Consider the following 25911-nt stretch of genomic DNA (forward strand, 5'->3'; position numbering starts at 1 on the left):
AATATTAAAAATTTAGGCAATAAAGAGCCGAACAGTAAGAACAGATATCGAAAACGAAAGAAAAGAAGATAAAGCAATTTTATCCAAGTCTTACCTAAGAAGCTTGTATACTCTAATCACTCTTATTAAATTGAGTTGCGTTACTTCTTAGGTGAGACCCATGTCGGTAGAGAATCATTTTCAATTTGCTAAAAACGATAGCCATCAGGATATCATTTTATTGGAAGCCTCCATGCGAGACTTTGCCTTTTGCAAACATGCCCATGAAGAATTCTCTTTCGGTATTACTTTGGCTGGTAGGCAGGATTTTTTCTCTCTCGGCAAGCATCACAAAAGCCATGCGGGCAATGTGATTGCGATTAATCCAGATGATGCTCACGATGGTCATGTGGGTACCAGTGATACTCTGCGTTATAAGATGCTTTATGTTCACCCTGATCAGCTTAACCCTATGCTAAAGCAAGCAGGCATTCAAAAACCAGAAAGCTTTCGCATTAAAGAAACAGTGCAAGACAATCCAGCGATGCAGCAGCATATCTTGCGCTTGTTTGCTCTCGTCGAAAATCCAAATACGCCGACTATTGCCTATTCTTCTGCTCTTTATGAATTTGCTGTTTTACTGGCAAGACAAGAAGGCATACACCAAGGGCAAGTATATCGTCTCAAAGACTCGGCCTTAGAAAGAGCGAGAGAGTACTTGCACGCCCACCTTAACCAAGAAGTGTCCCTTGATGCGTTAAGTGCTGAGGTGCATATGTCTAAATTTCACTTTTTACGACGCTTTAAAGACTATTTTGGCATGACGCCACACCAATACTGGCTTAACTATCGTATCAACCGTGCGAAAGAGGCCTTAGAAGCAGGCACGCCTTTGGCGGATATTGTTTTCGATTATGGTTTTAATGATTTAAGCCATTTTAACCGACGCTTTAAACCTGCCTATGGCAAGACCCCTTATCAGTTCCAGCGGGACTTCTTACAAGCACGCTAAGCACTGATAAAAGCTTAAAACCCATACCAATTACACACACCTAATTTTTATCAAATTCAATTTGAGGGATCACTATGCTCGAAATTCTTATCTTTGCCTTTGGCATCATGTACAGCCCAGGGCCGATGAACATGCTTGCCCTCTTTGCTGGGGTCAATAATCAAGGTAAACAAGCCTTGTTGTTTTGTGTTGGGGTGGGTTTTGCCATGCTTATTCTATTTTTGCTGGTCGGCTATTTGGGCAGCAATATCATACCGCCTAGTTATCAAGCAGGTATCGCCATCTTAGGCGCCCTCTATATTAGTTACTTGGGCTTTAAGATTATGAAGTCGAGCTTTGCTAGCCAATCTTTGCAAACAGATAATACTCAGCTTTTCTTTAAAACAGGCTTTGTGCTGCAAATCTGTAACCCGAAAGCCTTGGTCGCCATTATTCCCATCGTATCGATTCAGTTTCCAAGAGCTGCGATCGAAGGCAACCAGATTGCCCTGTGGTCCTTTATACTTGGCATGATGGCCTGCGGCGCGCCTAGCCTGTATTTGCTAGCAGGACACAAACTTAAAACCTTTGCGTTAAACCCTAAGGTTATGGCTTGGATAAACCGTGTGATGGCGCTGCTACTTTGGTTTGTGGCTTATCAGTTTGTTGCTGTTTTATAGCTAGGGAACCTACGAATAAGTCCTCCCGCCTCAGCGTGTGGATAAAAGCCTCTAGATTTATGGCGAGGAGCGCAACTTAATAGTTATTCTATTGATAAGGGCCTCAACATAAAGATAGGGCTTTTAGACCACGCCCTTCGGGTCTTTCAGAAAAAGTAACACCCTGTGTTGTCACTTCTCGAAAGGTACCTACATTACTTCAAAGTGACGCCTTGTGTGATACTTTTTCAGATAAGACTGAGAAGAGGTGACTTAATCGCAGGTTCCCTAGTTTAACTAAATACATATGGCTAAAAACATAGCTGATAACATAACTAAGAAACTAATCAAAAAGCCCTTTTAGCGCTTCAAACAACCACTCCTGAGCTGGGCCTCTGGAGTGGTTTTTTTCTGTTACCAAATCAATCGGTGGACTCCAGATTTTATAATCGAAAGTTAAATCTAATTTGCAAAGTTGACCTGCCACTATCTCTTGCTCCACAAGGTGAGCAGGTAAATATGACCAACCTAAACCCTCTATGACCATGGCTTTAATATTAAGGAAGTCATTCGCCCACCATATGTTTGCCGATAATAGCGGCGTACTTTGATTGGTTTCGACCCTATCTTCTTTTAACGCGATTTGTTTATGGGGCGTCAAATCCCCCACGTTAATTTTAGACATGCTAGCAAGTGGGTACTGAGCGTGACACACCGCATAAAAAGGTAAGTGGCCGATAAAGCACAAATCCACCAGTTTATTAAAACTTGGGTTGGCCAACATAATGCCAATATCAGCACGACCCAAGCGCACTTCACTCGCCACTTGTAGACTAGAAATGGTATTTACTTCTAAGGAGGTATTGGGAAACTTCTGATCAAACTCGGCCAAAATTTTAGTAAGAGCAGGCATTAATAAGGCATTATCAAAGGTGATGCGCACCAGCGCCTCCTCCTCTTTGTTGATGGAATCCACCACAGCTTGAAACTCATTGACCTGATGCAAGATAGCCTCAGCATAGGGCTTTAACCTTTCTCCTTCTGGTGTGAGGCTGGGCTTTCTTGTGCTTCGATCAAAGAGCTGCACATCTAGGTCTATTTCTAGATTAGCAATACCTTGGCTCACGGCAGACTGCACCTTACCTAGCTTTTTCGCGCTGGCAGAAAACGATCCTAACTCGATCGTTTCGATAAACATCCTTAACTGTTCAACATTATTCATATCACTAAAACTGATAGTTATTAACTTTATTCAATCACTATAAATAATAGAATAGCCATTAACAAGCCAAAGGTAAGGATTAGGAATTAACCATGAAAACCAAAGAACGCATTTTCCATGCAGCACTTTTTGAAGCCATCGCCCTTATTTTATTAATAAGCCTTGCTTCCCTATTACCTGGTCAAGATACTGCTGCGATGACAGGGCTGGCCATTGCACTATCCTTGATTGCCATGTCATGGAACTATGTATACAACCTGATTTTTGATCGGTTTTTTAAAGGTGATCGCATTAAACGAAGCTTTAAATTACGTCTTGGTCATGGCTTAGGGTTTGAAGCAGGTATGATTTTGGCCTCTTTCCCAGTGATTATGTGGGTCACCAAAATGAGCTTTTGGACTGTGTTCATACTTGATATTGGCGCGGTCGTTTTCTTCATCATTTACGCCATTATTTATAACTGGGCTTACGATGTCATCAAGCATAAATACTGGCCTAAGCAGCCGTTAGCACCTCAAAGTGATGCTTAGAAAAGTCGAATAAACTAGCCAGTTTAAAGCGTGACAATTCAAATTTGGGATTGTCATAATTTTCCTTTTGGGGCACAACGATTACCTTCATATCGGCAGCAACGCCAGCCGCTAGCCCAGATGGGGAATCTTCAAATACCATGCATTGCTTAGGCTCTACATTGAGTCTTTGTGCGGTTTTAAGATAAACATCTGGCGCGGGTTTCCCCTTCTCGACCTGTTCTGATGACGTAATCACATCAAAATAATGCCTCACCTCTAGGGCATCTAAAATCACTGGGATTAATTGATAGGGCGAATTAGTTGCCAACGCTATTTTTAAGCCTTGTTCCTTACAGAAATTGAGAATCTTTTTTACACCAGGTTTGGCTTCGCCTTTTTGCTTGATAAGCAATTCGACTTGATCAATTACCGCTTGCTCGACAGACACTAAAGAATCACCTTGCCAAGGGTGTTGCTGATACCAAAATTCAGTAACTTCTTTTGTTGTCATCGCCGCTGTGATGGCGCTTAACTCAGGGGTTACTTTAACCCCAAGACGACTAAACACCTGATACTCTGCTTCTTGCCACAAGGGTTCTGAATCAAACAATAAACCATCCATATCAAAAATTGCGGCAGTGATCATAGTCTCTTCTCTTTTGCTAAAGCGGTAATAGGTAAACTTGAGGGGTTAAAGAACCTCATTTTAGAGAGTGAACTTTATCTTTAAAACTGTCTCTGAAAAAGAGCCTCTTAAAAACAATCTTTTAAAAACAGCCTCTTAAAAACAGTCTCTTAGAAAGTGCCTCTTAAAAAGCACCTCTTCGCGTTAATATAAGATTTTGAATAAAGCATTATCGATAAAAGGAAAACACCGAATGCAAATCGAACGATTAACACCGAATATTGGCGCCATGGTGCATGGGGTTAACCTCGCAATATGCAGTGACGCTGAGTTCGAGGCAGTTTATCAAGCTTGGTATCAAAACGGGGTTATTTTCTTGCCGGATCAGAAGATGACGCCTGAAGAGCACCTCAAAATCGCCAGCCGTTTTGGTGAGCTTGCGCCAGTTCATCCTTTCTTCCCGAATGTAAAAGAGGCGCCACAAGTGAGTGTTATCGAAACAGTCAGAGGCAAAGCACCGCTAGAAAGCTTTTGGCATACGGATTTAACCTGGCAAAAGCGCCCTTCTAAAGCCTCACTGTTACATGCTCAGCATTTGCCAGAGGTGGGTGGTGATACTATTTGGTGCTCTATGAGAGCTGTGTTTAATGCGTTATCTGAAGAGGATAAAAGCAGCATTCGACAGCTTAAGACGATGCACTCACTGCATGCGTTTGAAAATATAAAAACAGACGAGATAAATGCCGACTGGCATAAAGATGTGATTAAAACAGCGGCGGCGAATCCACCTGTTGAGCACCCTATGGTCACTAAACTACCTGAAACAGGTGAAGAAATTCTCTTTATCAACGAGCAGTTTACCCGCTTTGTCATTAGCTTGAACAACACCAAAAGCCGAGCACTACTTGATCGGCTATTTGCTTTAGCAAGGCAAGCTGAGTATCAGGTACGTTTTAAATGGCAGCCAAATACACTCGCCATTTGGGATAATCGTAGCACGCAACATTATGCTGTGATTGATTATGGTGATGAGCCGAGAAAACTACACAGGGTGACGGTTTATTAATAACTTGAGCGACACTTTAAGTTTGATTTAAGTGACGCCTTAAGCTTTTTTTAGAGACACTTTAGGCTTTTTTTTAGTGACGCCTTAAGCTTTGATAGCAGACAGGTATTGTTCGAGATCTTCTGGGTAATCGATATCAAAAAGCGCATTGTCCATCACTTGCAGACTTAGATTATCTTTCGCTGCCATCAAGATAGGCTTTGCCCCTTGTTTGCCCTTAAGGCCTTTTAACTCAGTAAATTGACTGGCTGGAAAAATCGCAGGCACACCGGGTTTATTAGCATAGTAAGCGGTTCGAATTGTCTGCCCATCGTAACCTTTGATGAGATTTTCAAGGTCTTCAAGGTTGACCTTTACTTGATCGGATAAGGTAAAAAGCACCCCATCATAACCCCCTATGCTTTGAATAACCTCACTTGCTTTAGCGATAGACGCACCTAAGCCGAGGGACCAATCTGGATTATAAATCACCTCGGCCTTATCCATTATGATGGGATTGATCTGCTCATAATAAGCACCTAATACAACAAAGGGCTTGGTTTGAGTCATTTCTGTTAAAGTCGCTAAGCGAGTTAAGGTCTCAAGGCTATGACGTATCATGGCCTTATCATGCACTTCTGCCAACTGTTTGCAGCTGCCAAAGCGACTCCCATTGCCAGCCGCTAATAGCACGTAAGCCATTTTCATTAGCTGGCTATCCTCGTCTCTTCATTCTGCTCACTCTGCTCACTTTGGGACACATTGCTATGATGCAGCACGCTATTATGTAAAACGCTATGACACTGAGCCAGAATAGACAGAGCAATACTCTCAGGCAGCTGGCCGCCAATATCAAACCCTGCTGGCGAAGCGACTTTTGATACCAGTTGAGAGAGCCTGAGTTTCGCGATACCCAGTACTTCTTGAAACCTATGTTTAGGTCCTAACATGGCCACGTAATCAATGGCTTTTACCTGTGCACTTTTTAATGCTTTAGCGTCAATCTCCATACTGTGAGACATGATCACCATGGCATCTACACCATGATTGAGCAGATACTCAGACAAAGGCTCGCCCACATCATCCAATATCACATCGGCATTAGGGAAGTTCTTTGCTCTGGCATGACTGGCTCTTGGATCAGCAAGTGTGATTTTCCAGCCCATTTCTTTGGCCATATTAACCAAAGGTTTAGCATCCACACCGCCACCCACAATCATTAAATGTGGCTCTGGCACAATCGGTTGCACTAACCAATCCTCATTATTGCGATGTTGAATGGCCGCCTTTTGAAAAGACTTTTCAGCTAGCGGCTCAAAATAGCCTTCATTCCCATTAATCTTTTGGTGATACAGGCCTGACTGACGATTTTCTAATGCCGTCAGCATAGCACCAAGACCTAGGTCGTTTTCCTGAGTGATAGCTTGCAACATGATATACACCTTTCCGCCACAGCCTATGCCTAGCTGATAAGACCAATCGTCCTCATCGGTTGCATCATAACTGAGTAATAAGGGTTTACCCCATTGCAGTACTTTTCTGGCATTGCGGACAATATCAGCTTCTAAGCAACCACCACTTAACAAACCGTATTGCTCTCCTCGACTGTTTATAAGGGTCAAGGCCCCTGCCTTTCGATAGCAGGAACCTTGTGTTTTATAAACCGTCCCCAGCACCCAATCAGCCTCATCTTGGCCTTTTTGCCATGCTTGTAGCATAGCAGTCAGTTGGTTGCTCATAGGTTGGTTGCTCATAGGAAGATACCTCAGCTAAATGTGAAACCTGCTTTTGTCATAGGAAGATCCGTAATTCGCACACCCGTGACAGCATAAATTGCGTTAGCAATCGCTGGCCCTGTTGGTGGCACGGCGGGTTCTCCTACACCGGTTGGCGCTTCGTTCGAGCGAACAATCTCAACCTCTATTTCAGGCATATCGCCAAGACGAGTCGGTTGATATTGTGGGAAGTTAGCTTCAATCACTTCGCCTTTATCCAGTGTCACCTCATTACGCGCAATGGCACCTAGCGCATAGCCTGCGCCCCCTTCCATTTGAGCCTTGATGACATCTGGGTTAATGGCAACACCACAATCGACGGCGATGTAAAGCTTATCAACATGCACTTGCTTAGCTTTTACACTGACATCAGCCACGACTGCCACATAGGTATTAAAGGAGAAGTGAGACGCAAAACCACGTTTGTCGCCCTCTTTCCAATTCGCCATGTCACGCGCTGCTTTAATGGTATTCGCCATTCGTTGGCCTTTCGCATCCGCTTGATCAAGCAAACTTAATCTAAGCGCGACAGGGTCACGCTTAGCTTTTGCTGCTGCCATATCCATCAAGCTTTCCATGACAAACGCCGTATGAGAATGACCAACTGAACGCCACCAAAGTACAGGAATCACAGACTTAAAGTCACTTACACCCATAGACATGTTAGGCACTTGGTACAAGGTGTCTGATAGACCTTCGACACTGGTATGGTCGATGCCGTTATGTACCACCATGGCTTCAAACGGTGTGCCTTTCATAATAGGTTGAGCGGCAACGTGATGATCCCAGCCTAGTAGTTGACCCTTTGCATCCAGACCGATTTTCGCTCTGTGCAGTGACATAGGACGGTAATAACCACCACGGATATCGTCTTCACGGCTCCAAACAAGTTTGACCGGTGTTTGACCGCCATAAGCTTGGAAAGCCAAAGCAGCTTCCACATGATAATCCGCATTTACATTGGCACGACGGCCAAATGAGCCACCTGCGTAGTATGTCTTCACCTCAACTTGAGCTTGTTCTAACCCTAACACATAGGCGACCACGCCCTGCACTAAACTTGGACCTTGGCAGCCGTCATGGAATCTCACCCCATTAGGTGTTTTTTCGATGACACAGTTTAAAGGCTCCATGGGGGCATGGGATAAGAAAGGAAATTGGAAGTCCGCTTCAACCAAATGCTCGGCATCTTGCATGGCAATATTGGCGGCTTCTTTGGTTGTTGGTAAACCATTAAACATGGCAGGTTCGTCGACAAGTCGTGTGTACTCAGCGCGCATTTCTTCTGTGCCACGGGTTTCTGCACCAGAGAAGTCCCAGCTTACTTTTAATGCGTCTCTTGCTTTGAAAGCCTCCCAGGTGTTTTTCGCATAAACAGCTACACCTGCTTTGTTAGCCAGTGGTTTCGCATCGACAAAACCACCTATCTTTTTAGCGTCATCTAGATTAAGTGAACTTACCTTGCCACCAAATTTAGGTGAACGATGAATCGCCACATACAGCATGCCTGGTAATTTCACATCCATTGAAAACATGGCTTGACCAGTGGTTTTTGCTTGAGAATCTTTACGTGGCAGTTTGAGCTTACCTATCAGATTAAACTGATCTGGTGTTTTAGTGATAGGTTTATCAATTGGCTTAAGCGCCATAGCTTCTTTCACAAACTCGCCAAAGTGAGCCGTTTTATTGCCTGCACTGATCACACCATTGCGAATTTGGATTTGATTTGGACTCACACCCCAAGCGGCACTGGCAGATCTTACTAATAGGTCTCTTGCCATAGCGCCGGCTTCACGGTATTGCATGTAAGAGTTAGCAATGGCAGTGGAACCACCGGTTAACTGGGCACCAAAGAAAAGGTTTTTATAACGAATGCCATCGGCTGGTGCGAAGTCTATCTTCATTTTTTGCCAATCGGCATCTAGTTCTTCTGCGACCAAGGTGGTTAAACCTGTTGTTGTCCCTTGGCCCATTTCAAAGTGTTTGATGACAACTGTGATTTCACCCTCTTGGTTAATGCTGACAAATGGATTGACCACCACATCGCCAGAACCAACCGCTAATAAACCACCAGCATTTAGACCCACCATCATGACAGCAGACCCAGCTGCCGCTGACTTTAAAAAACCTCGTCTTGAAATAGTCTGACTCATCTTATGCCTCCAAGTTTTTAGCTGCGGTTTTAATGGCGTCTTTAATACGCACATAAGTGGCACAACGGCACACATTCCCTTGCATCGCCGCTTCTATTTCGGCATCTGATGGTGATGGGTTTTGTTTAAGTAAACCCACCGCAGACATGATTTGACCCGACTGGCAGTAACCACATTGCACAACGTCTTTTTCGTTCCAAGCGGCTTGCACAACCTTGGCGGTTTTATCTTCTAGGCCTTCGATTGTGGTGATTTCATTGTCGCCAACCGCATCAATTGGGAAAGAACAAGAACGAATTGGCGCACCCTGAAAGTGCACAGTACAGGCACCACATGCGGCAACACCACAACCAAATTTTGTACCCGTTAGATCTAATTCATCACGAATCACCCATAACAAAGGTGTCCCTGGCTCTGCTTCCACTTCTTGCGCTTTTCCATTAACTTTTAATTTGTATAACATACTGTCTCCTATGCCTAATGAGGGAAAGCGGCATGATGCTCACCATTAATCTCAAGCTTTTATCAATGTCCTGAGGCGGTAGAACTCACTTATCGCTTCCTTAACTAAACGCCACCCAAACCTGCCCGTTCTCTATGTTGGTGACGCTCAACTCGTATCTGTTATGTAAAATACTCACTCCCTATAAAGAGCGCCATTACAACTTAGTTCATACTAGAGACTTTAGCGGAAGAGAACTTATCAAATACTCTAAAACACCTGCCTAATTCTCCAGAGAGATTCCATCAGATGTGCTTTATGACAAAATTTTCAATATACTTTTTAGCTCCTAACCCAGATGACACAGGGACAAAATGACATTAGCCGAGCTGTTAGCATTAGCGACACACTATATCGAATCTCAAACAATGGATGATGATGAGCTGTCATCGCCTATTCCTGATTTTTTTGTGCATCAGTCAAAAAAGCCAACCCAATTAAATGCCTGTATTTATCACCCTATTGCCTGCATCATTCTGCAAGGGAGCAAGGAGGCGATTGTTGGAGGAGAGAAAATATCTTATCGGGCCGGCATGTCATTGATCGCCAGCCATAGTGTCCCTGCATTTTCGAGCATTGTTGAAGCAAGCGAGGAAGCACCTTATATAGGCCTCGCCATCTGCTTAGATTTAGGCATACTGCGTAGTTTACAACGTGAAATTGGTGAGCTGGATATACTCAATAAAACCTTCAAGCCATTATGTGCAGCCCAATCAAGCGATGCCCTAATTGATGCCATGGGCCGTTATTTTGCTTTAGCGGGCAAGCCCTTAGAAATGAAGGTGATGGGGCCTTTAATTTTAAAAGAAATTCACTTTTTATTATTAAAGTCATCCAATGGCGATATGTTGCGTCACCTGACAGAACAAGACAGCCACGTGAGTAAAGTCACGCAAGCGATAGATGTTATCCGACAAAACTTTAAAACAGCGCTGTCTATGCCGGATATTGCCAAAAACATTGGCATGAGCACCTCTTCTTTTTATGAGCACTTCAAACAAGTCACAAAATCAACGCCGTTACAGTATCAAAAAGAGTTAAGGCTAATAGAAGCGCAGAGACTGATTCGTGAAGAAAATACCTCAGTTTCAGCCGCCGCGTTTGAAGTGGGCTATGAAAGCCCGACTCAGTTTAGTCGAGAGTATTCCCGTAAGTTTGGTAATACCCCAAGACAAGAATTAGCCGTGCTTAGCTAAAGAGCAAGCGAAAAAACTAGCTAAGCACGCTCTCATCAAGCATATTTTTTGCTACTAATTGGCTTAGTAAAGCGCGGCTCTTTTCCCTTAACCTATCCCTTAATAGCCTAACAGCGGGTGAAATGGATTGTTTACTTGGGCAAATGAGCCAAAGCTCAGTGGGCGTTGGATGATACTCAGGCATGATATTCACCACTCTTTGTGCCAATAAATCCGCCGCCATATCCAAGCTCGACTTCACTGCGATCCCCTTACCCGCCACACACCAGCGCCTAACGAGGTCGCCATCATTAGAAATTCGATTGCCTTTGACCTTTATTTTAATGTCGTTATTGTCATGCCTAAAGTTCCAGACATCATAAACCACATCCTGTAGCTGATAGTTCAAACTATTATGCTCAGAGAGCTCATGGGGGTGTTTTGGTGTGCCATGTTGAGCAAGGTACTCGTGAGTCGCACAGGTGAGTCTTGGCACATTGCAGATTTTAAAGCCGTAAAGATTAGAGTCATCAGGGAAGCCGTAACGTAAGGCAATATCAACAGAATCTCGATAGAAATCGATATTAGAATCACTGATATTGGTGCGTAAACTTAAGTCTGGATAATCATCCATAAACTCATCAAGCCAAGGAATCACAAGGTTACGACCCAAATCTGATGAAACAGCCAACCTTAGCTCACCTTCAACAATATCTTGCCCGTCTTTCATATTCTGCTTGGCTTGGGACAAAATCTGTAAGGCTTGCTGACATTGGGGAATGTACTTTTCACCCGCACTTGAGATTCTAAGCTGCCTCGTTGTTCGCACAAACAAAGACACACCAAGCTCAGCCTCTACTCGCTTTAATGCCGCACTTGCAGTGCCTGTGCGCATATCTAGGCTGGTTGCGGCTGCCGTAATACTACGAAATTCCGCCACTTTCAGGACCACATGTAAATCTTCTAAAAGCATATTATCCAAAATTATTAGAAAAAGATTCAATTATTATCCTGTTTATCTATCAAGATGCAATCCCTATCATGTGTCCATCAGTTTGGTAAACGAACTCAAAATTTAAAGGAGGCACACCATGAAAGCCATCGGCTATAAAGCGTCTTTACCTATTTCAGATGCAAACTCTTTGGTTGATATTGAAGTCGCACAACCTAAGGCTAGAGGTCGTGATTTATTAGTTAAGATTGATGCGATTGCAGTGAACCCTGTGGATTGCAAGATACGTCAGAATGTTGCACCAGAAGGTGATGAGCATAAAATTATTGGTTGGGATGCTGTCGGTGAAGTGGTTGCAACAGGCGAGGCGACTAGTCGATTCAAACCCGGTGATAAAGTCTTTTACGCTGGCGATCTCACTCGCTCAGGCAGCAATGCTGAGTTTCAATTAGTAGATGAACGCATTGTTGGCCACAAGCCAAAGAGCTTAAGCAATGCTGAAGCGGCCGCTTTGCCATTAACCGCTATTACCGCCTATGAATTACTCTTTGAGCGTCTTGGTATCAAGGTTCAAGCGCCTGGCACAAACTCAACATCAGACGAAGTGATTCTAGTGGTTGGAGCTGCAGGCGGTGTGGGTTCTATCTTGATTCAACTGGCTAAAGCGATTTCTGGTGCCACCATTATCGGTACCGCATCACGTGAATCCTCTAACGCTTGGGTGAAAGAGTTAGGCGCGGATTATGTGATTGACCATACGAAAGACCTAGCAGAGCAAATCAATGCCCTTGCAATTGGCCCAGTTACCCATGTTGCTAGCTTAAATAGCACGGATAGCTACTTTGAAACCTATACCGAGATCTTAAAGCCTTTTGGCAAGATTGCGCTCATAGATGATCCTGCCACTTTGGATGTTTCTAAGATGAAGCGCAAAAGCTTGTCACTCCATTGGGAGTTTATGTACACCCACTCTATGTTCCAAACAGAGGACATGAACAAGCAAAACCTACTGCTTAATAAAGTGGCTGACTTAGTTGATCAAGGTTTTATTAAAACCACAGTGAATAAGCAATTAAGCCCAATTAATGCTGCAAACCTAAGAGCGGCCCACGAAGCAATTGAATCAGGCCAATCTATTGGCAAGATTGTTTTGGAAGGCTTTTAAACAAATTTGATCAAAACGAGATACACGTTTAAAAAATTAAATGAAGAGGAAATAACAATGACTAAGTTAACGATTGTTGCCAACATCAAAGCAAATGAAGACAAAATTGAATTAGTAAAAGCGGAGCTTTTAAAGCTGATTGACATTACACGTGCTGAAGAAGGCTGTATTAACTATGACCTTCACCAAGATAACGAGAACCCAGCGCATTTCATGTTTTATGAAAACTGGGAAACACGTGAACTTTGGCAAACACATATGGGCAACCAACACTTACAAGATTATATGGCGGCGACTGAAGGTGCTGTTGCAGAGTTTACCCTGAATGAGATGAACCACATCGCTTAAATCTTATCGGCTTCTTTAATAGAGATCCCGATAAAAGCCTGATTAACCAATTGTTGTTAATCAGGCTTTTTGTGTGTTTCAGTATGGCTCATGCAATGCACTCAATCATCTAATTGAGCGAGTTGGTAAGCATTTCGACCACCCTCTTTCACTTGGTATAAGGCGATGTCTGCCGCCCTAAATAAGGATTCGACATTCTCGCCATGTAGAGGGTATATCGCACCGCCAATGCTTGTTCCTACTTTCAACAATAGGTTCTCAAACAATATGGGGTGCTGAAATTCTTTCAATATATTCTGAGCACAGGCATTGAGCTTTTGCACATCGCCCGCACTTTTCAGCATGATAATAAACTCATCACCTCCCACTCTGGCAACCAAGTCTCCCTGTTGGGTTTGAGCCTTCAGACGTTTCGCGACGTCTTGTAAAACCGCATCACCTGCTAAATGGCCATGGTTATCATTAATTTGCTTAAAGTAATCCAAGTCGACCCACAAGATAGCAAAGGGATGATGAGACGCTTGCCCTGGCTGTAAAAGGCATTCCAACTCCTGATTAAGTTTCATCCTATTTGGCAACTGGGTCAGAGGGTCATGATAGGCTTGATGGATAATGCGCAATTCAATTTCTTTTTGCTCAGTAATATCCTGATTTGTCCCCAGCAATCGTATGCTATTCCCAAGCTCGTCAGTTTTAATACCAACATGTGCAGAAATATAGCGTTCTTTGCCATTAGGCAGGATGATTCTAAACTCAAAATTAAAATCAACTCCCGATTTAATACCTGCCTGGGTCGCTGCCAGGGTTTGTGCTAAATCGTCTGGGTGAATCAAGTTTTCAAACAATGCTCGGCTAGGTTCTATGCCTGAATCTATGCCAAAAATACGGTAGGTTTCATTTGACCAAACTTGCTTGCCTGTTTTCAGGTCCCAATCCCAGCAGCCCAGATTGACCAGTGATTGTGCCGCTTTTAAACGCTCTTCACTCTCTCTAAGTGCCTGCTCAGCTCTTTTTTGATCAGTGATATCTTGGTTTGTCCCGAGCACTCTAACTTTTTTGCCTTGCTCATCTTTCTCGAATGTTAGATGAGAGTAAATATAGCGTTCTTCTCCATTAGGTCTGATGATACGAAAACCATAAGTAATATCATCTTCTTGGCTAATACCTTGCTCTAGCTTTTCTCTAACATAGTCAAGGTCATCTGGGTGCAACAAGGATTCAAATAACTCTCGGGTCACGACAACGTTGGAATCCACCCCCAAAATCTCATAGGTTTTATCAGACCAAGCTTGTTCATTGGTTATAAGGTCCCAATCCCAAGTGCCTAAAGCGACTAATTTATAGGCTGCAATTAATCTCTGTTCACTTCTTTTTAATTTTTTTAGAAGTGCTTCCTCTTCCCGGTTTAGCATAACTCTACCAATAGATGAATAGCATATGAATGACAGACGTTCTAACACAATCATCCATGATTAAGCTTTCTTTTCTATTAATGAGAAAATAAAAGGCTATTAATGAGTGTAGTTCAGCATCAATGCTTAAGACGTGATTAGACAGCGTTCAATTTAATCCGCATTTTACACCAATTCACTAAAATGATTTAGTGCTTATAAATCATCCACTAAATTAAATATTGGGTAATGTCGCTTTTAACATTGTCAGACGTTACTTTGGCTAGGGCACCATTGATTAAGGTTAAGTTTGGCGGCACATGACCTATGTCCATATCGATTAACACAGGAATACCAAGATCTGCTAAATGCCTTTGCAGCACCTCGTGATAAGTTAAATCTTCTTTGTTATTCGACGCAGGGTATGCAGAGCGCCCCAAGAGTAAGGCTGTAATATGAGTAAAAACACCTCTAAACTTCATACTAAGAATACTTCTTGTGAGGTCAGCGGGTGCCATTTCCACATTCTCTAGGTATAAAATAATGCCTTCATCAAATTGCTCAGCATAACGCTTTAAATCTAAGTAAGGGGTATCAAAAAGGTGTATTAGGGTATCCCAGCATCCCCCTATTAACCGCCCCTCTATCCTTGATCCGTTTCTTGGGGCCACCAGCCAACACCAGTTTGTCTTCAAATATGGCGCTAACACAGCAGCAGGGTGGCGAGTGCCGTCAGGCCATTTATCCGTATGTTGCAAAGATGCACATTGAGAAAAACGCCCCCCTGTGTCGGTTGCCATATTCTTCAAGAAATTGGCTGTTAAGGCTTCTGTTTCACTCGCAGCTAAATCCATTAAATTCGGGCTATGGGCACTGGCCCAGTTTAATCTCGAACTAATCACCACGGTTAGGGTACTAACGTCTGAAAAACCAAAGAGCCATTTAGGCTTGGCTTTCTTGAGTAAATCAAAATCTAACAGTGGCAATATCTCCATCGCAAGTTCACCACCCCAAGGAGCAGCAATGGCATCAATGCGATCATCCAACAGAAATGACATTAACTCTGTTGCTCTTTGTCTTGCTGGCGCACTGACATGCTGGCTATTACCGATAAGGCAATCACCTTCAATAATGACATAACCTTGGTTTTTAAGGCCTGTGATAACATGCTGATATCTGGCTTTCTTGCCTTCACTGATGCCAGAGGAAAACGCGGTAATAGCAATAACACTTCCTTGTCTAAGAGGTGCGGGATAAATCATAAATCGTCCTTAATTCTTTATTTTTCAGCATCAAAAATGCGACCACTAGTTTAATGCATCTATCCATTTCACTGCCAACCCTTTAGCATTCATTCATTAAATCTCTATGTGTTTAGCTAAAGGAAGTAGCATGTTAGTCCTTCATCAAAAAAATCAGATTCTTGCCTTACTCATCTTAATTGGCGCGTTAGCCCCATTAGCGGCTGATGCCTATTTGCCAGCCCTATCTCTCATGTCAGATTATTTTGAAACCTCTGATAGCATGTTGAAATTCAGTGTTACGGCCTATTTTATCGGCTTTGCCTTGGCACAAATTGTATTTGGCCCTTTATCTGATGCAAAAGGTCGAAGAAAAGTTATTTTACTGGGCTTATTGATTGGCATATTGGGGGCGTTGATCTGCTTTGTATCCCAATCCATTTGGCAGTTTTTAATAGGACGATGCATTTTAGGCATAGGTATGGCATCGGGAATCCCCGTTGCCAGAGCCGTATTAAAAGACCTATTCAATGGAGTAGAGTTATCGAAAGCGGCTTCCAGTATTAATATGGTGCTGGCCCTGATGCCTCTTATCGCTCCCCTTTTTGGCGCCTACCTTGCTAGTTATTACCAATGGCAACAAATCTTCCAGCTGGTATTTGCTCTAAGCTTGGTGGTATTGGTGTTAACTTATTACCTTTTGCCAGAAACCAACCCCAAAATAGACCCTAACATCTTGCAAGTTAAGCCCCTTTTACAGACATTTATAAGAGTGTTAAAAGATAGGGCTGTCTTTACCTATAGCATGACAACGCTATGTGCTTTTGGCTGTGCCGTGGCCTATATGGTGTCAGCCCCCTTTGTCTTTTTAGATGTGTTTGGCTTTAGCATGATTGAGTTTGGCTGGTTAGCAGGCTTAATCACCTTGTCCTATATATTGGGCGGCTTTCTTAACAATTACCTATTAAAGAAACTTAGCCCTGATCACATCATATTCGCAGCACTGATTGGCCTTCTGGTTACAGGGCTTAATATCTATCTCAGTATTATCTTGTTTGGACCCAACCTAATCATAATTACCTTGAACGTGTTTCTACTGACGTTAAGTTCCAGAATGGTTTTTCCAAACGCCTTGGCGGGGGCTTTTTCAAGTCCGATAAAAGAAGTGGGGGTCATTAGTTCGGTATACGGGATTTATCATACCTTAGGCGCAATTATTGCGAGTGGCATTATGAGTCTACTCAACATTAACCCAATCAGTGCCATGGCGAGCACCATGATTGGCTTTGCTTGTTTTGGTATCGGGGTGTTTTATTTGAATAAAATCAATATTAAATCACGAATATAAATGCCATCTTTCCTAAAAATACTGAAAGATGACATTAGACCCGTCTTTAGCTTATGGAGCTCTTTTATAAAAAGAGTTATTTGGCTCACCTTTAAAACACTTCATTAACCATGGGTAAGAGTCGGTGACATAATAGCCATATTGTCCGTCTGTCGTCATACCGTTACATTCATCAAGATCACCAGCTCTGGTCCAACGCCAGTCTTGAATATAAAAGCCATCATAACGTCCACCTGGGCCGCTTGGTCTTACCCCTCTCTTCAACCTATAACCTGAGACAGCCTTACGCACTTCACCGGTATCATCATCAAGAAAATAAGAACCATAAATCGGATAACCATCTGCGGCAAAACCAATAATGGGAGAGCCATTAGGACCAGGATTATCATCAAACATTGCATTCGGATTGCCATGATAATGGTAAGTGCCGTCCCCTTGAGAATGGGCATTGTGAGTGTCTTCATCAAAAAAGCCACTGCCCACAGGATCAATTAGCCAATCAGCGGTATCCGAGCAACCTATCGCGACATTGTCACCTCGAACATCATCCCAGCAGCCTGCTGATAAGATATCAATTACAACGCCATTAAGCATGATGCCATTAATCAAAGACTGGGATACATAAGTCACCTCAGAGGCAAAAGTATCTGGCATTCGCTCAAGGATAAAATTCTTTTCCACCTCAGCAACCTGATTAGCAAATGGCCGTTCGGCATCATTAAAATCATGATTTGGAATATTATTACTTTCAATCACACAGGTATCTGTCGCGGCAATCACACGCGTCATACCTTCAAAGCTCCTCGCGTAATTCACATCCAGTACTTGTGATGAATAAGTCTCATCAAACGCAGCACAATCCGGATTGCGATTACTAAAAATTTGATTGGTTATATCAATTTGCAAGGTTTGAGTTTGACTGATGACATCATGGGAATGGCTTGATCCTTGGTGAGTATGCGTTGCATTGGCCTCATCCGCTAAAAGATTGATATTCGCCATACTTAATAATGCCGCGACTATAGTCAAATTTGTGAATTTAGTTGATATTTTATTTCTCTGCATGAGAACACTCCTGCCATTTAAATTGCTTCAACGAATAATGAGAACACATCCTGTACTAGCTCCAACGCTATCACAGCCCTTTCATCGCGATGATAAGAATCGTGGCAGAATCTTATGAAGCTCATATCCTTTCTCTTCTAACCGTTAAACATGCAACTATTAGGCTAAAGAGCTAAAGAGCTAAAGCCATATAAACATCCAACACAGCAATCTATAAATAAAAGCCATTTAACCTATGCGTTAAGTTCTGAATGAGTGAGATGGAATTTAAGAAAAGATAAGCAACTTGCTATTAAGGAAAAAGACATTAGCTACTGAGTAAACAGGCTAGCGCGATAGAGGGTATTTGAAGCCATTTATAAAAGACGAAAAAAAACCGTATCTGAAAAGATACGGTTTTTTAGAATAATGGCGGTGAGCAAGAGATTCGAACTCTTGATGCCTTTCGACATACACACTTTCCAGGCGTGCTCCTTCGGCCACTCGGACAGCTCACCACAGGCCACTTTGCAGGCGTCGCCTATCAAAGAGTGGGCGTATATTAATGTCGAAGTGATTGAAACGCAAGCCCTTTTTCACGAGAAATTAAACGCCTGGTCAGGCTTGACTAAAGATCACTCAAACCATTCTATATGACCTGTTAAATCCACCTCTTTGACTCTTTTATCTAGTGCTTTAGCCGTTCCAACATAAACAAATCCAATCACTTGATGATGGTCCTCTATCCCCAAAATTGATTTGGTTAATTGACTATGGGCAACAGGCCCTGTCCGCCAAATCGCGCCATACCCTAGTGCCTCAAGACCTAATAAAACTTGCTGTGTCGCTGCCGCAACAGCCATGGTTTGCTCTATCTTAGGCACCTTAGCCTCTTCTACCAAAGCCGCTGTAACTAATAGTACAGCAGGTGCCCTATGGGCTTTTTGAATAAAGTTATCTTTTTTGCTGATTGGCATTTCAGGTGTCGAAGCAAGAGCATGTTGCCAATAGCATTCCCCCAGCAAATCCAAACTTTTACCGCTATAGATGCGATATCGCCAAGGCTTGATAGCACCATGATCTGCGGCCCGACTGGCTGCCTCTAACACGGACTGCCACTCTTCTTTTAAAGGGGCAGGAGACAAGAGCGCATTTTGCGAGCTTCTTTCGCGCATAAATTGGATAAATTCTTTCATATTAACGTTTACCTGAGCCATACTGGAATGAGTAACTCATTGAGTTACTTTAAATTTAATACTATTTTCAATGTTAGCATGAAGCGGTCATAAGACTCAGTCTGCTAATTGAAATATTGCGACTAATTAATTTAAACTTAAGGTCACTTTCAGCATTTAGTCTGACTCTTTACCTTATATTGTCATACAGGCAGGCACTTCGTTAGATGAAATTATTAGTATGGACACTCATCGAAATCACAACCCTATTTATTTTTTTAGGGGGGATTTTTATTTGGTTAAAACTCAAGCTCAAAAAAGATGAGGCAGAGGATAAGGATGAAGCAAGTTCTGACCAAGAAGACAGTCAAGATACCTCTGATAAAAGTGCTAACAATAAAGAGTATGAAGAGCCTAGCCTTCTGCTAAAAACCATTATTCAAGGCCAACTAAAGCAAGCTGCACAACAACTCACTAAAACCAAAGTCAAAGAACAAAAAGATAAGGTTTTTTTAATCAAGCTTTGGGGAACCTTGTTAAAGGCCGAGAACAAGGTACTTGACCACCCCACAAAAAAAGATACAAATGAAATCATTCAGCAAGAACTTTCATCTGTGCTCAACAATATTTTTAACGCTAAGAAAGATAACTCAAGCTTAAAAGACCTTGAAGAGAAATTAAGCAAGCTAACCCAGAGTGCGGATAAATCAAATGAAGTACTGAAACTGAAAAACGACCTTGAGACAGCACAAAGCGCCATAAAAGAAGAGCTCACTAATCAAATTGAAAACTTACAAGAAGCCGCTAAACGCATTGAAAGTAAACAAAGAGAGAAAATCAATTTAGAGCAAAAACTCTCTCAAGCAATGACCAATTTAAAACAGCTAAAAGATTCACTTGTTCATTTAGAAGATGACAATGATATCTCTCATCTGATTACAGGCGCTGAAAACGAATCTATAGATGAAATGAGACAAGACCTAGGCCAGCACAAGGCCAACAAACAAATTAAATCCCTTAACCAGGTGGCAAATCGTCAGCAAGCTGTCATTGACATGTTGCGAGAGAAGTTACGCGATACCAATCAAGCCGACAGTGACAATGATACAGATAATTCACAGGCGATTGCTATTGGCCGAATTGAACAAATGATTAAAGAATCTGACACCCTTATACTGCAATTAGAGAATGAGTTAGGCACGACTAATTTAACAATTGAAAACTTAAAATCAGACATTAAACAAAAAAGTAACAAACTATTAGAAACCGAAGAAACCCTTATTTTGGCTCAAAAAACGGCACTCACCTCTTTCAAGGAAACCACCAAAAATCAGCAATCTAAGGTAGATGACATGAAAACACACATGTCAAACGTGCCGGAAAATGAAAGCTTGAAAGCCATGATCGAAGAGCAACAAAAAGAGTCTGATACACTTGAAAGATTGCTTAAAGAATCTGAGACCTGTGTCACCCTATTAGAACAAGAACTCGCCACAGCGAAAAAGAATAACGAAGAATTACAGCATACCATTGAAACGGTTAATACAAACTTTACCGAAGGTTCAAGCACCAGCACAAATAATGAATTTCAACAATTAGAAATTAAAAACAAAGAGCTATTATCAGAGCACAGTAAAGTAAAACAGAAGCTATTAGCCAGTATTGCAAATGACGTTGAAACCGAGTTAAGAGATGAGTATAACCAAAAAAATCTTGAAGTTGATCGGCTTCAATTAGCCATTATTGATCTTGAGAAAAAACAAATTGAAAGTATGTCTGCTCCCAGTAAAGATTAAATATAAGCAGATAGACAAAGCAAAAAAAACCAGCAAATGCTGGTTTTTTTTATAACTGAGATTTACTGTCGACTTAATCTTTCATTGCCCAGAAGCAAAGGCTCAGAAGCTCGGTAAGGGTTGATATCTAACCCACCACGGCGAACATACCTTGCATTCACCACTAAGTATTCAGGCTGGCATTGCTGCATGATATCAATGAAAATACGCTCAACACATTGCTCATGAAAATCAGTATGTTCTCTAAATGAAATCACATATTTCAGCAAACTCTCATGACATATTTTAGCGCCACGATATTCAATAAACACAGACCCCCAATCAGGCTGGTTAGTCACTGGGCAGTTTGATTTCAACAAGTGGCTAACCACTTTTTCTTCAACCTGCTCAGCCTCTTTATCAAGCGCTAATAAGCTCGCGTCAGGATGATAGATACTCGCTTCCACATCGAGTGTATCAATGCAAAAATCAGGTGTTTGAATCACCAAGGTTTGCATGGCTTCAAGGTCACGAATAACCACCCCCACCTCTGCCCCCGCAGCTTGACTTAAATCACGCTCTAAAATTTCTTGCACCTGATGCTCTGATTCATAACGCATCTGATTAAGAGAGTTTAAGTAAAGTTTGAAAGACTTAGACTCAATAATATTGGGAGAGTCATGGGGCAACCTAAACTCAACAATGGCAACAATTGGCTTACCTTTTGTATTTAGCCAAGAGACTTCATAAGCATTCCAAATATCTTCCCCATAAAAAGGAAGACGCTCTGATTCAATCCCCATCTCTTGCCACTTATCAACTCTGGCAATTGGAAATAATAGCTCAGCAGAATACTCAGAAATGTATTCAGTTTTTTGACCTAACGGCAATACGCCCATAACGCTCTCACTTAACACTTAAACAATTCACACTTACTTTAGGGCTGAATACAGACATAAATAAAGACTAACTACGTATACCATGACCACGATTTAACAAACGCAAAGCATACACAAACAAGACCAAAATAAAGGCAAGGATAATCACGATAGCATAACCCACATTAATATCCGACACCCCCAAAACACCGTACCTAAAAGCATTAACCATGTATAAAACAGGATTTAATAAGGTCATGTTTTGCCAAAAGCTTGGTAGCAAATCAATAGAGTAAAAAACACCACCGAGATAGGTTAATGGTACCAACACAAAAGTAGGGATAATTGAAATATCATCAAAACTTTTGGCATACACCGCATTAACAAAACCACCTAAGGAAAATAAAACCGCCGTTAGGAAGACCACAATGACTGTGATAAAAATATTTTCAAGATTCATCTTAGTAAAAAACAAAGACAATAAGGTCACAATAAAACCAACAAACAAACCACGAGTAACGCCACCGACAACATAACCCATTAGAATAATCCAGTTAGGCGTGGGTGAAACTAACAACTCTTGCACATTATGTTGAAACTTGGCCGAGTAAAAAGAGGCTGAGACATTGGCATAGGAGTTGGTGATGATAGACATCATGATTAAGCCTGGAACTATGTATTCCATGTAGCTAAAACCACCCATTTCACCAATTCTGGAACCTATCAGGTTTCCAAAAATAGCAAAATACAAGGTCATTGTAATCGCTGGGGGCAACAAGGTTTGTGGCCAAATACGCATAAAGCGACGTATTTCTCGTCTGACAATGGTTAAAAAAGCCACCATAATTTGTATATTTGTCATGTTTACCTACCCCTTAGTTAGCTTCACAAACAGCTCTTCTAAGCGGTTTGATTTATTACGCATACTTTGTACTTGCAGACCCTGTTCATTTAGAGCCACAAAAATATCATTGATGGATTGACCTTTACTGATTTCCACTTCAATCGAGTGCCCATCTGCTAAGCGCGCCACTTTATAACCTTCAATGACAATATCACCCGCAATATTCGTCGCCAAATCCAAAATAAAGGTTTCTTGATTAAGTGTTTTTAGCAGGGATTTCACACTGGTGTTTTCGACAATTTCACCCTTATTAATAATGGCGATATTGCGACACAATTGCTCAGCTTCTTCTAAATAGTGGGTAGTTAAAATAATGGTTGTGCCATTATCATTTAACTCCTTGATGAACTCCCACATAGAACGACGCAGTTCAATATCAACCCCAGCGGTTGGTTCATCCAGAATCAAAACTTGAGGCTCATGAATCAAGGCTCTGGCAATCATTAAACGTCGCTTCATGCCGCCTGAAAGCTGCATTGAAGGATTATTACGCTTTTCCCATAAACCCAACTGTTTCAGGTATTTTTCTGCCCTAGGCGCAGCAATATCATAAGGAATGCCGTAGAAACCAGCTTGGGTCACTATGATATTAAATGGCGTTTCAAATACGTTAAAATTAAATTCTTGAGGTACCACACCTAAAAACTGCTTCGCCCCAGCAAAATTTTTGTCTATATCAACCCCAAAAATTGAGACTTTTCCCTCGCTTTTATTCACCAAAGAACACAGGATTCCTATGGTGGTGGATTTACCTGCACCATTGGGCCCAAGTAGCGCAAAAAAATCGCCCTTTTCAACTTTAAGGTCAACGCCTTTTAAGGCTTCAAAACCATTATCATAACGTTTTTTTAAGTCACTAATTTCTATTGCATATGTCATAATTACTCATCTTTCCAGCATTGGGCTGGCATGAACTCTTAACAGTAAAAGGCTATTACGTGGATTCTCGTAACGATTTCATATTGAACGCATTCAAAGATCTTAAAAGCAGAATGACTGAGCATTTTCCTTTTGATCAAACCCCTTTAAACGAAGAAGAATCCGATCTGGTTGATAAGCTGGATCAGTTATTCAACGACATCACTCATCAGGCGGCGGATTATAGTTTCGACGCCCAAGAAATCTTGTCTCGTTTTATTCGTTGTTACGCAAACTTAGTACCCTTGGTACGACGTGAGCTACTTTGGTTTATCGGCGGTGAGTGCTTACACTTTCTTGGGGATGAAGAGCTCAGCTTCTATCAAGAGCTAGAAGATCGTTTATACCAATTAGAACGCCAAGGCATTAATGTGGACATAAACGAGCAAATCAAGTCTTTGCGTCAAGAATTAGATACAAATAATTCAAACACCACACATTAAGCCAGCTTTAACTGAACCCATCAGCTAAGGCTTAGGACATAAAAATAGGAGCACAAGCTCCTATTTTTATACTGAACACGCTCTATATCTTACTAAAAACCAATGATCCGTTCGTTCCACCAAAACCAAACGAGTTATTTAATACAACGTCTATTTTGCGTTTTTGTGGTGTAAGCGGCACATAGTTCAAATCACAACCTTCACCTGGGTTCTCCAAGTTAATAGTGGGTGGCGCTAATTGATCGCGAATCGCTAACACAGAAAAAATAGATTCAACTGCACCTGAGGCACCAAGCAAATGCCCAACCATAGACTTGGTCGAACTGATTGCCACATCTGAGGCTGCCAGCCCCATCAAAGACTTAACCGCATTGGTTTCAGCCAAATCCCCTGCTGGAGTGGACGTACCATGGGCATTAATATAATCCACGTCTGCCGCTTCAATATTGGCATCTTTTAACGCAGCAGACATGGCAGATAATGCACCAACACCAGACTCTGGTGGCGCTGTCATATGATGCGCATCATCACTCATACCAAAACCAGCTAGCTCAGCATAAATTTTTGCACCACGGGCTTTCGCATGCTCGTATTCTTCTAATACCAAAATACCCGCACCGTCTCCCATAACAAAACCATCTCTATCTTTATCCCAAGGACGACTCGCTGTTTTAGGGTCGTCATTACGGGTTGATAAAGCTCTTGCCGCGCCGAAACCACCAATGCCTAGTGGGGTAATCGCCATTTCAGCACCGCCGGCTATCATAACGTCTGCATCACCATAGGAGATCATACGCCCTGCCATACCAATATTATGTGTTCCGGTTGTGCAAGCCGTTACGATTGATATGTTTGGTCCTTTAAAGCCAAACTTGATAGCCACATGCCCAGAGATCATATTAATGATTGCCCCTGGCACAAAAAAAGGAGAAATTCTTTTTGGGCCTGACTTATCCAGCAACTCCACATTTTTTTCAATCATGGGAAGTCCACCTATGCCAGAACCTATTGCACAGCCAACTCGGTTATAATTTAACCCTTCATTCAATAACGCGGCATCATCTAATGCTTGTATAGAGGCTGCCATACCATATTGGATAAAGAGATCCATTTTGCGCGCTTCTTTTGGTGTCATATATTGCGACACATCAAAGTCTTTTACCTGAGCGGCAAAACGGGTAGAAAATTGTGTCGCATCAAATGCTTCAATATCTGATACACCACTCTTTCCTTCTAATACGTTATCCCACGTATCTTTCACATTGCTGCCCAAAGGGGTAACCATTCCCATACCAGTGACAACAACACGACGACGAGACATATCCTTCCTCCAAAATACGCCCGACCCACTAAGGGTTTTTATCAAAAAGGGCTATAGAAAAGAAAAGCCGCTATGTACAAAGACAAGCGGCTTCTCAAAAACTCAGTTTACCAAATTACAGGTTTGCGTTGATGTAATCATTCGCAGCCTGAACTGTGGTAATTTTCTCAGCTTCTTCATCAGGAATTTCAGTATCAAATTCCTCTTCCAAAGCCATTACTAGCTCAACTGTGTCAAGAGAGTCTGCACCTAGGTCATCAACAAAAGAAGCAGTTGAAACTACTTCCTCTTCTTTAACACCAAGTTGTTCACAAACAATTTTTTTAACGCGTTCTTCAATGCTACTCATTAGAAGTTCCTACTCTACTCA

At 42.1% G+C, this 25911-nt stretch carries 26 protein-coding genes and 1 tRNA gene; 10 read left to right on the plus strand and 17 right to left on the minus strand.

The features are described from left to right. Nucleotides 1-160 precede the first annotated feature (160 nt). Nucleotides 161-991, plus strand: a complete 831-nt coding sequence (locus MED121_RS18265) for an AraC family transcriptional regulator (RefSeq protein ID WP_009835243.1) — start codon at nucleotides 161-163, stop codon at nucleotides 989-991. 74 nt (nucleotides 992-1065) lie between these two features. Next, nucleotides 1066-1650, plus strand: coding sequence for a LysE family transporter (locus MED121_RS18270; protein ID WP_009835244.1), 585 nt, complete (start codon nucleotides 1066-1068; stop codon nucleotides 1648-1650). A gap of 322 nt (nucleotides 1651-1972) precedes the next feature. Here the strand turns inward: MED121_RS18270 and MED121_RS18275 are convergent, their stop codons facing one another. Next, the gene (locus MED121_RS18275) at nucleotides 1973-2851 is read right to left on the minus strand and encodes a LysR family transcriptional regulator (protein WP_009835245.1); all 879 of its coding nucleotides are present in this window, start codon (nucleotides 2849-2851) and stop codon (nucleotides 1973-1975) included. 92 nt (nucleotides 2852-2943) lie between these two features. Between MED121_RS18275 and MED121_RS18280 the strand changes: the two genes are divergently transcribed. Continuing rightward, a complete protein-coding gene (locus tag MED121_RS18280; RefSeq protein WP_009835246.1) occupies nucleotides 2944-3381 on the plus strand; it encodes a PACE efflux transporter in 438 nt (145 codons plus the stop codon). On the opposite strand, the gene hxpB is transcribed toward MED121_RS18280, so the two are convergent. Continuing rightward, nucleotides 3347-4009, minus strand: coding sequence for a hexitol phosphatase HxpB (gene hxpB, locus MED121_RS18285; protein WP_009835247.1), 663 nt, complete (start codon nucleotides 4007-4009; stop codon nucleotides 3347-3349). The genes MED121_RS18280 and hxpB overlap by 35 nt on opposite strands. A 232-nt stretch (nucleotides 4010-4241) precedes the next feature. On the opposite strand from hxpB, the gene MED121_RS18290 reads away from it, so the two are divergent. Then, complete coding sequence (locus MED121_RS18290) at nucleotides 4242-5054, plus strand: TauD/TfdA family dioxygenase (RefSeq protein ID WP_009835248.1); 813 nt, start codon at nucleotides 4242-4244, stop codon at nucleotides 5052-5054. An 84-nt stretch (nucleotides 5055-5138) separates the two neighbouring features. On the opposite strand, the gene MED121_RS18295 is transcribed toward MED121_RS18290, so the two are convergent. The 4 genes from MED121_RS18295 to MED121_RS18310 are packed head-to-tail and all read right to left on the minus strand — an operon-like array spanning nucleotide 5139 to nucleotide 9424. Next, a complete protein-coding gene (locus MED121_RS18295) occupies nucleotides 5139-5741 on the minus strand; it encodes a nucleotidyltransferase family protein (protein WP_009835249.1) in 603 nt (200 codons plus the stop codon). After that, nucleotides 5741-6787, minus strand: a complete 1047-nt coding sequence (locus tag MED121_RS18300) for an XdhC/CoxI family protein (protein ID WP_009835250.1) — start codon at nucleotides 6785-6787, stop codon at nucleotides 5741-5743. The genes MED121_RS18295 and MED121_RS18300 overlap by 1 nt, the downstream gene beginning before the upstream one ends. A gap of 11 nt (nucleotides 6788-6798) precedes the next feature. Further along, nucleotides 6799-8961 carry a molybdopterin cofactor-binding domain-containing protein gene (locus MED121_RS18305; RefSeq protein ID WP_009835251.1) on the minus strand — a complete coding sequence of 721 codons (2163 nt, stop codon included), beginning with the start codon at nucleotides 8959-8961 and terminating at the stop codon, nucleotides 6799-6801. Nucleotide 8962: 1 nt separating this feature from the next. Next, entirely contained in the window at nucleotides 8963-9424 is a 462-nt protein-coding gene (locus MED121_RS18310) for a (2Fe-2S)-binding protein (protein WP_009835252.1), read from the minus strand. A 353-nt stretch (nucleotides 9425-9777) separates the two neighbouring features. Here MED121_RS18310 and MED121_RS18315 point away from each other — a divergent pair, with 353 nt between their 5' ends. After that, nucleotides 9778-10659 carry an AraC family transcriptional regulator gene (locus MED121_RS18315; RefSeq protein ID WP_009835253.1) on the plus strand — a complete coding sequence of 294 codons (882 nt, stop codon included), beginning with the start codon at nucleotides 9778-9780 and terminating at the stop codon, nucleotides 10657-10659. Nucleotides 10660-10675: 16 nt separating this feature from the next. On the opposite strand, the gene MED121_RS18320 is transcribed toward MED121_RS18315, so the two are convergent. Further along, complete coding sequence (locus MED121_RS18320; protein ID WP_009835254.1) at nucleotides 10676-11611, minus strand: LysR family transcriptional regulator; 936 nt, start codon at nucleotides 11609-11611, stop codon at nucleotides 10676-10678. A 118-nt stretch (nucleotides 11612-11729) separates the two neighbouring features. Between MED121_RS18320 and MED121_RS18325 the strand changes: the two genes are divergently transcribed. Next, nucleotides 11730-12755 carry a zinc-binding alcohol dehydrogenase family protein gene (locus tag MED121_RS18325; RefSeq protein WP_009835255.1) on the plus strand — a complete coding sequence of 342 codons (1026 nt, stop codon included), beginning with the start codon at nucleotides 11730-11732 and terminating at the stop codon, nucleotides 12753-12755. 57 nt (nucleotides 12756-12812) lie between these two features. Then, nucleotides 12813-13103 carry a putative quinol monooxygenase gene (locus MED121_RS18330; RefSeq protein ID WP_009835256.1) on the plus strand — a complete coding sequence of 97 codons (291 nt, stop codon included), beginning with the start codon at nucleotides 12813-12815 and terminating at the stop codon, nucleotides 13101-13103. Between the two features lie 101 nt (nucleotides 13104-13204). Here MED121_RS18330 and MED121_RS18335 read toward each other — a convergent pair whose 3' ends face one another. Both MED121_RS18335 and MED121_RS18340 read right to left on the minus strand, forming a co-directional pair. Next, nucleotides 13205-14515, minus strand: a complete 1311-nt coding sequence (locus MED121_RS18335; RefSeq protein WP_009835257.1) for a sensor domain-containing diguanylate cyclase — start codon at nucleotides 14513-14515, stop codon at nucleotides 13205-13207. A 209-nt stretch (nucleotides 14516-14724) separates the two neighbouring features. Beyond that, a complete protein-coding gene (locus MED121_RS18340) occupies nucleotides 14725-15756 on the minus strand; it encodes a S66 peptidase family protein (protein ID WP_009835258.1) in 1032 nt (343 codons plus the stop codon). 130 nt (nucleotides 15757-15886) lie between these two features. Between MED121_RS18340 and MED121_RS18345 the strand changes: the two genes are divergently transcribed. Next, nucleotides 15887-17083 carry a multidrug effflux MFS transporter gene (locus tag MED121_RS18345; RefSeq protein ID WP_036181037.1) on the plus strand — a complete coding sequence of 399 codons (1197 nt, stop codon included), beginning with the start codon at nucleotides 15887-15889 and terminating at the stop codon, nucleotides 17081-17083. A 51-nt stretch (nucleotides 17084-17134) separates the two neighbouring features. On the opposite strand, the gene MED121_RS18350 is transcribed toward MED121_RS18345, so the two are convergent. The 3 genes from MED121_RS18350 to MED121_RS18360 form a co-directional block, all read right to left on the minus strand. Continuing rightward, a complete protein-coding gene (locus tag MED121_RS18350) occupies nucleotides 17135-18148 on the minus strand; it encodes a YHYH protein (protein ID WP_116371660.1) in 1014 nt (337 codons plus the stop codon). 409 nt (nucleotides 18149-18557) lie between these two features. Next, nucleotides 18558-18645, minus strand: a tRNA-Ser gene (locus MED121_RS18355). A gap of 117 nt (nucleotides 18646-18762) precedes the next feature. Next, nucleotides 18763-19323 (minus strand): nitroreductase, encoded by a 561-nt coding sequence (locus tag MED121_RS18360; protein ID WP_116371669.1) that lies wholly within the window; start codon nucleotides 19321-19323, stop codon nucleotides 18763-18765. Nucleotides 19324-19529: 206 nt separating this feature from the next. Between MED121_RS18360 and MED121_RS18365 the strand changes: the two genes are divergently transcribed. Continuing rightward, complete coding sequence (locus MED121_RS18365) at nucleotides 19530-21098, plus strand: hypothetical protein (RefSeq protein ID WP_009835262.1); 1569 nt, start codon at nucleotides 19530-19532, stop codon at nucleotides 21096-21098. A 62-nt stretch (nucleotides 21099-21160) separates the two neighbouring features. Here the strand turns inward: MED121_RS18365 and queF are convergent, their stop codons facing one another. The 3 genes from queF to MED121_RS18380 all read right to left on the minus strand — a co-directional run bounded on the left by queF (nucleotide 21161) and on the right by MED121_RS18380 (nucleotide 23738). Further along, the gene (queF, locus tag MED121_RS18370; RefSeq protein ID WP_009835263.1) at nucleotides 21161-21976 is read right to left on the minus strand and encodes an NADPH-dependent 7-cyano-7-deazaguanine reductase QueF; all 816 of its coding nucleotides are present in this window, start codon (nucleotides 21974-21976) and stop codon (nucleotides 21161-21163) included. Nucleotides 21977-22043: 67 nt separating this feature from the next. Then, nucleotides 22044-22817, minus strand: coding sequence for an ABC transporter permease (locus MED121_RS18375; RefSeq protein ID WP_009835264.1), 774 nt, complete (start codon nucleotides 22815-22817; stop codon nucleotides 22044-22046). Nucleotides 22818-22823: 6 nt separating this feature from the next. Beyond that, a complete protein-coding gene (locus MED121_RS18380) occupies nucleotides 22824-23738 on the minus strand; it encodes an ABC transporter ATP-binding protein (protein WP_009835265.1) in 915 nt (304 codons plus the stop codon). A 59-nt stretch (nucleotides 23739-23797) separates the two neighbouring features. On the opposite strand from MED121_RS18380, the gene MED121_RS18385 reads away from it, so the two are divergent. Then, entirely contained in the window at nucleotides 23798-24220 is a 423-nt protein-coding gene (locus tag MED121_RS18385) for a PA2817 family protein (RefSeq protein ID WP_050764613.1), read from the plus strand. Nucleotides 24221-24302: 82 nt separating this feature from the next. Here MED121_RS18385 and fabF read toward each other — a convergent pair whose 3' ends face one another. Both fabF and acpP read right to left on the minus strand, forming a co-directional pair. Beyond that, a complete protein-coding gene (gene fabF / locus MED121_RS18390; protein ID WP_009835267.1) occupies nucleotides 24303-25541 on the minus strand; it encodes a beta-ketoacyl-ACP synthase II in 1239 nt (412 codons plus the stop codon). A gap of 115 nt (nucleotides 25542-25656) precedes the next feature. Beyond that, complete coding sequence (gene acpP, locus MED121_RS18395) at nucleotides 25657-25890, minus strand: acyl carrier protein (RefSeq protein ID WP_009835268.1); 234 nt, start codon at nucleotides 25888-25890, stop codon at nucleotides 25657-25659. Nucleotides 25891-25911: the final 21 nt, after the last annotated feature.

The organism is Marinomonas sp. MED121 (assembly GCF_000153025.1).
Taxonomy (GTDB): Bacteria; Pseudomonadota; Gammaproteobacteria; order Pseudomonadales; family Marinomonadaceae; genus Marinomonas.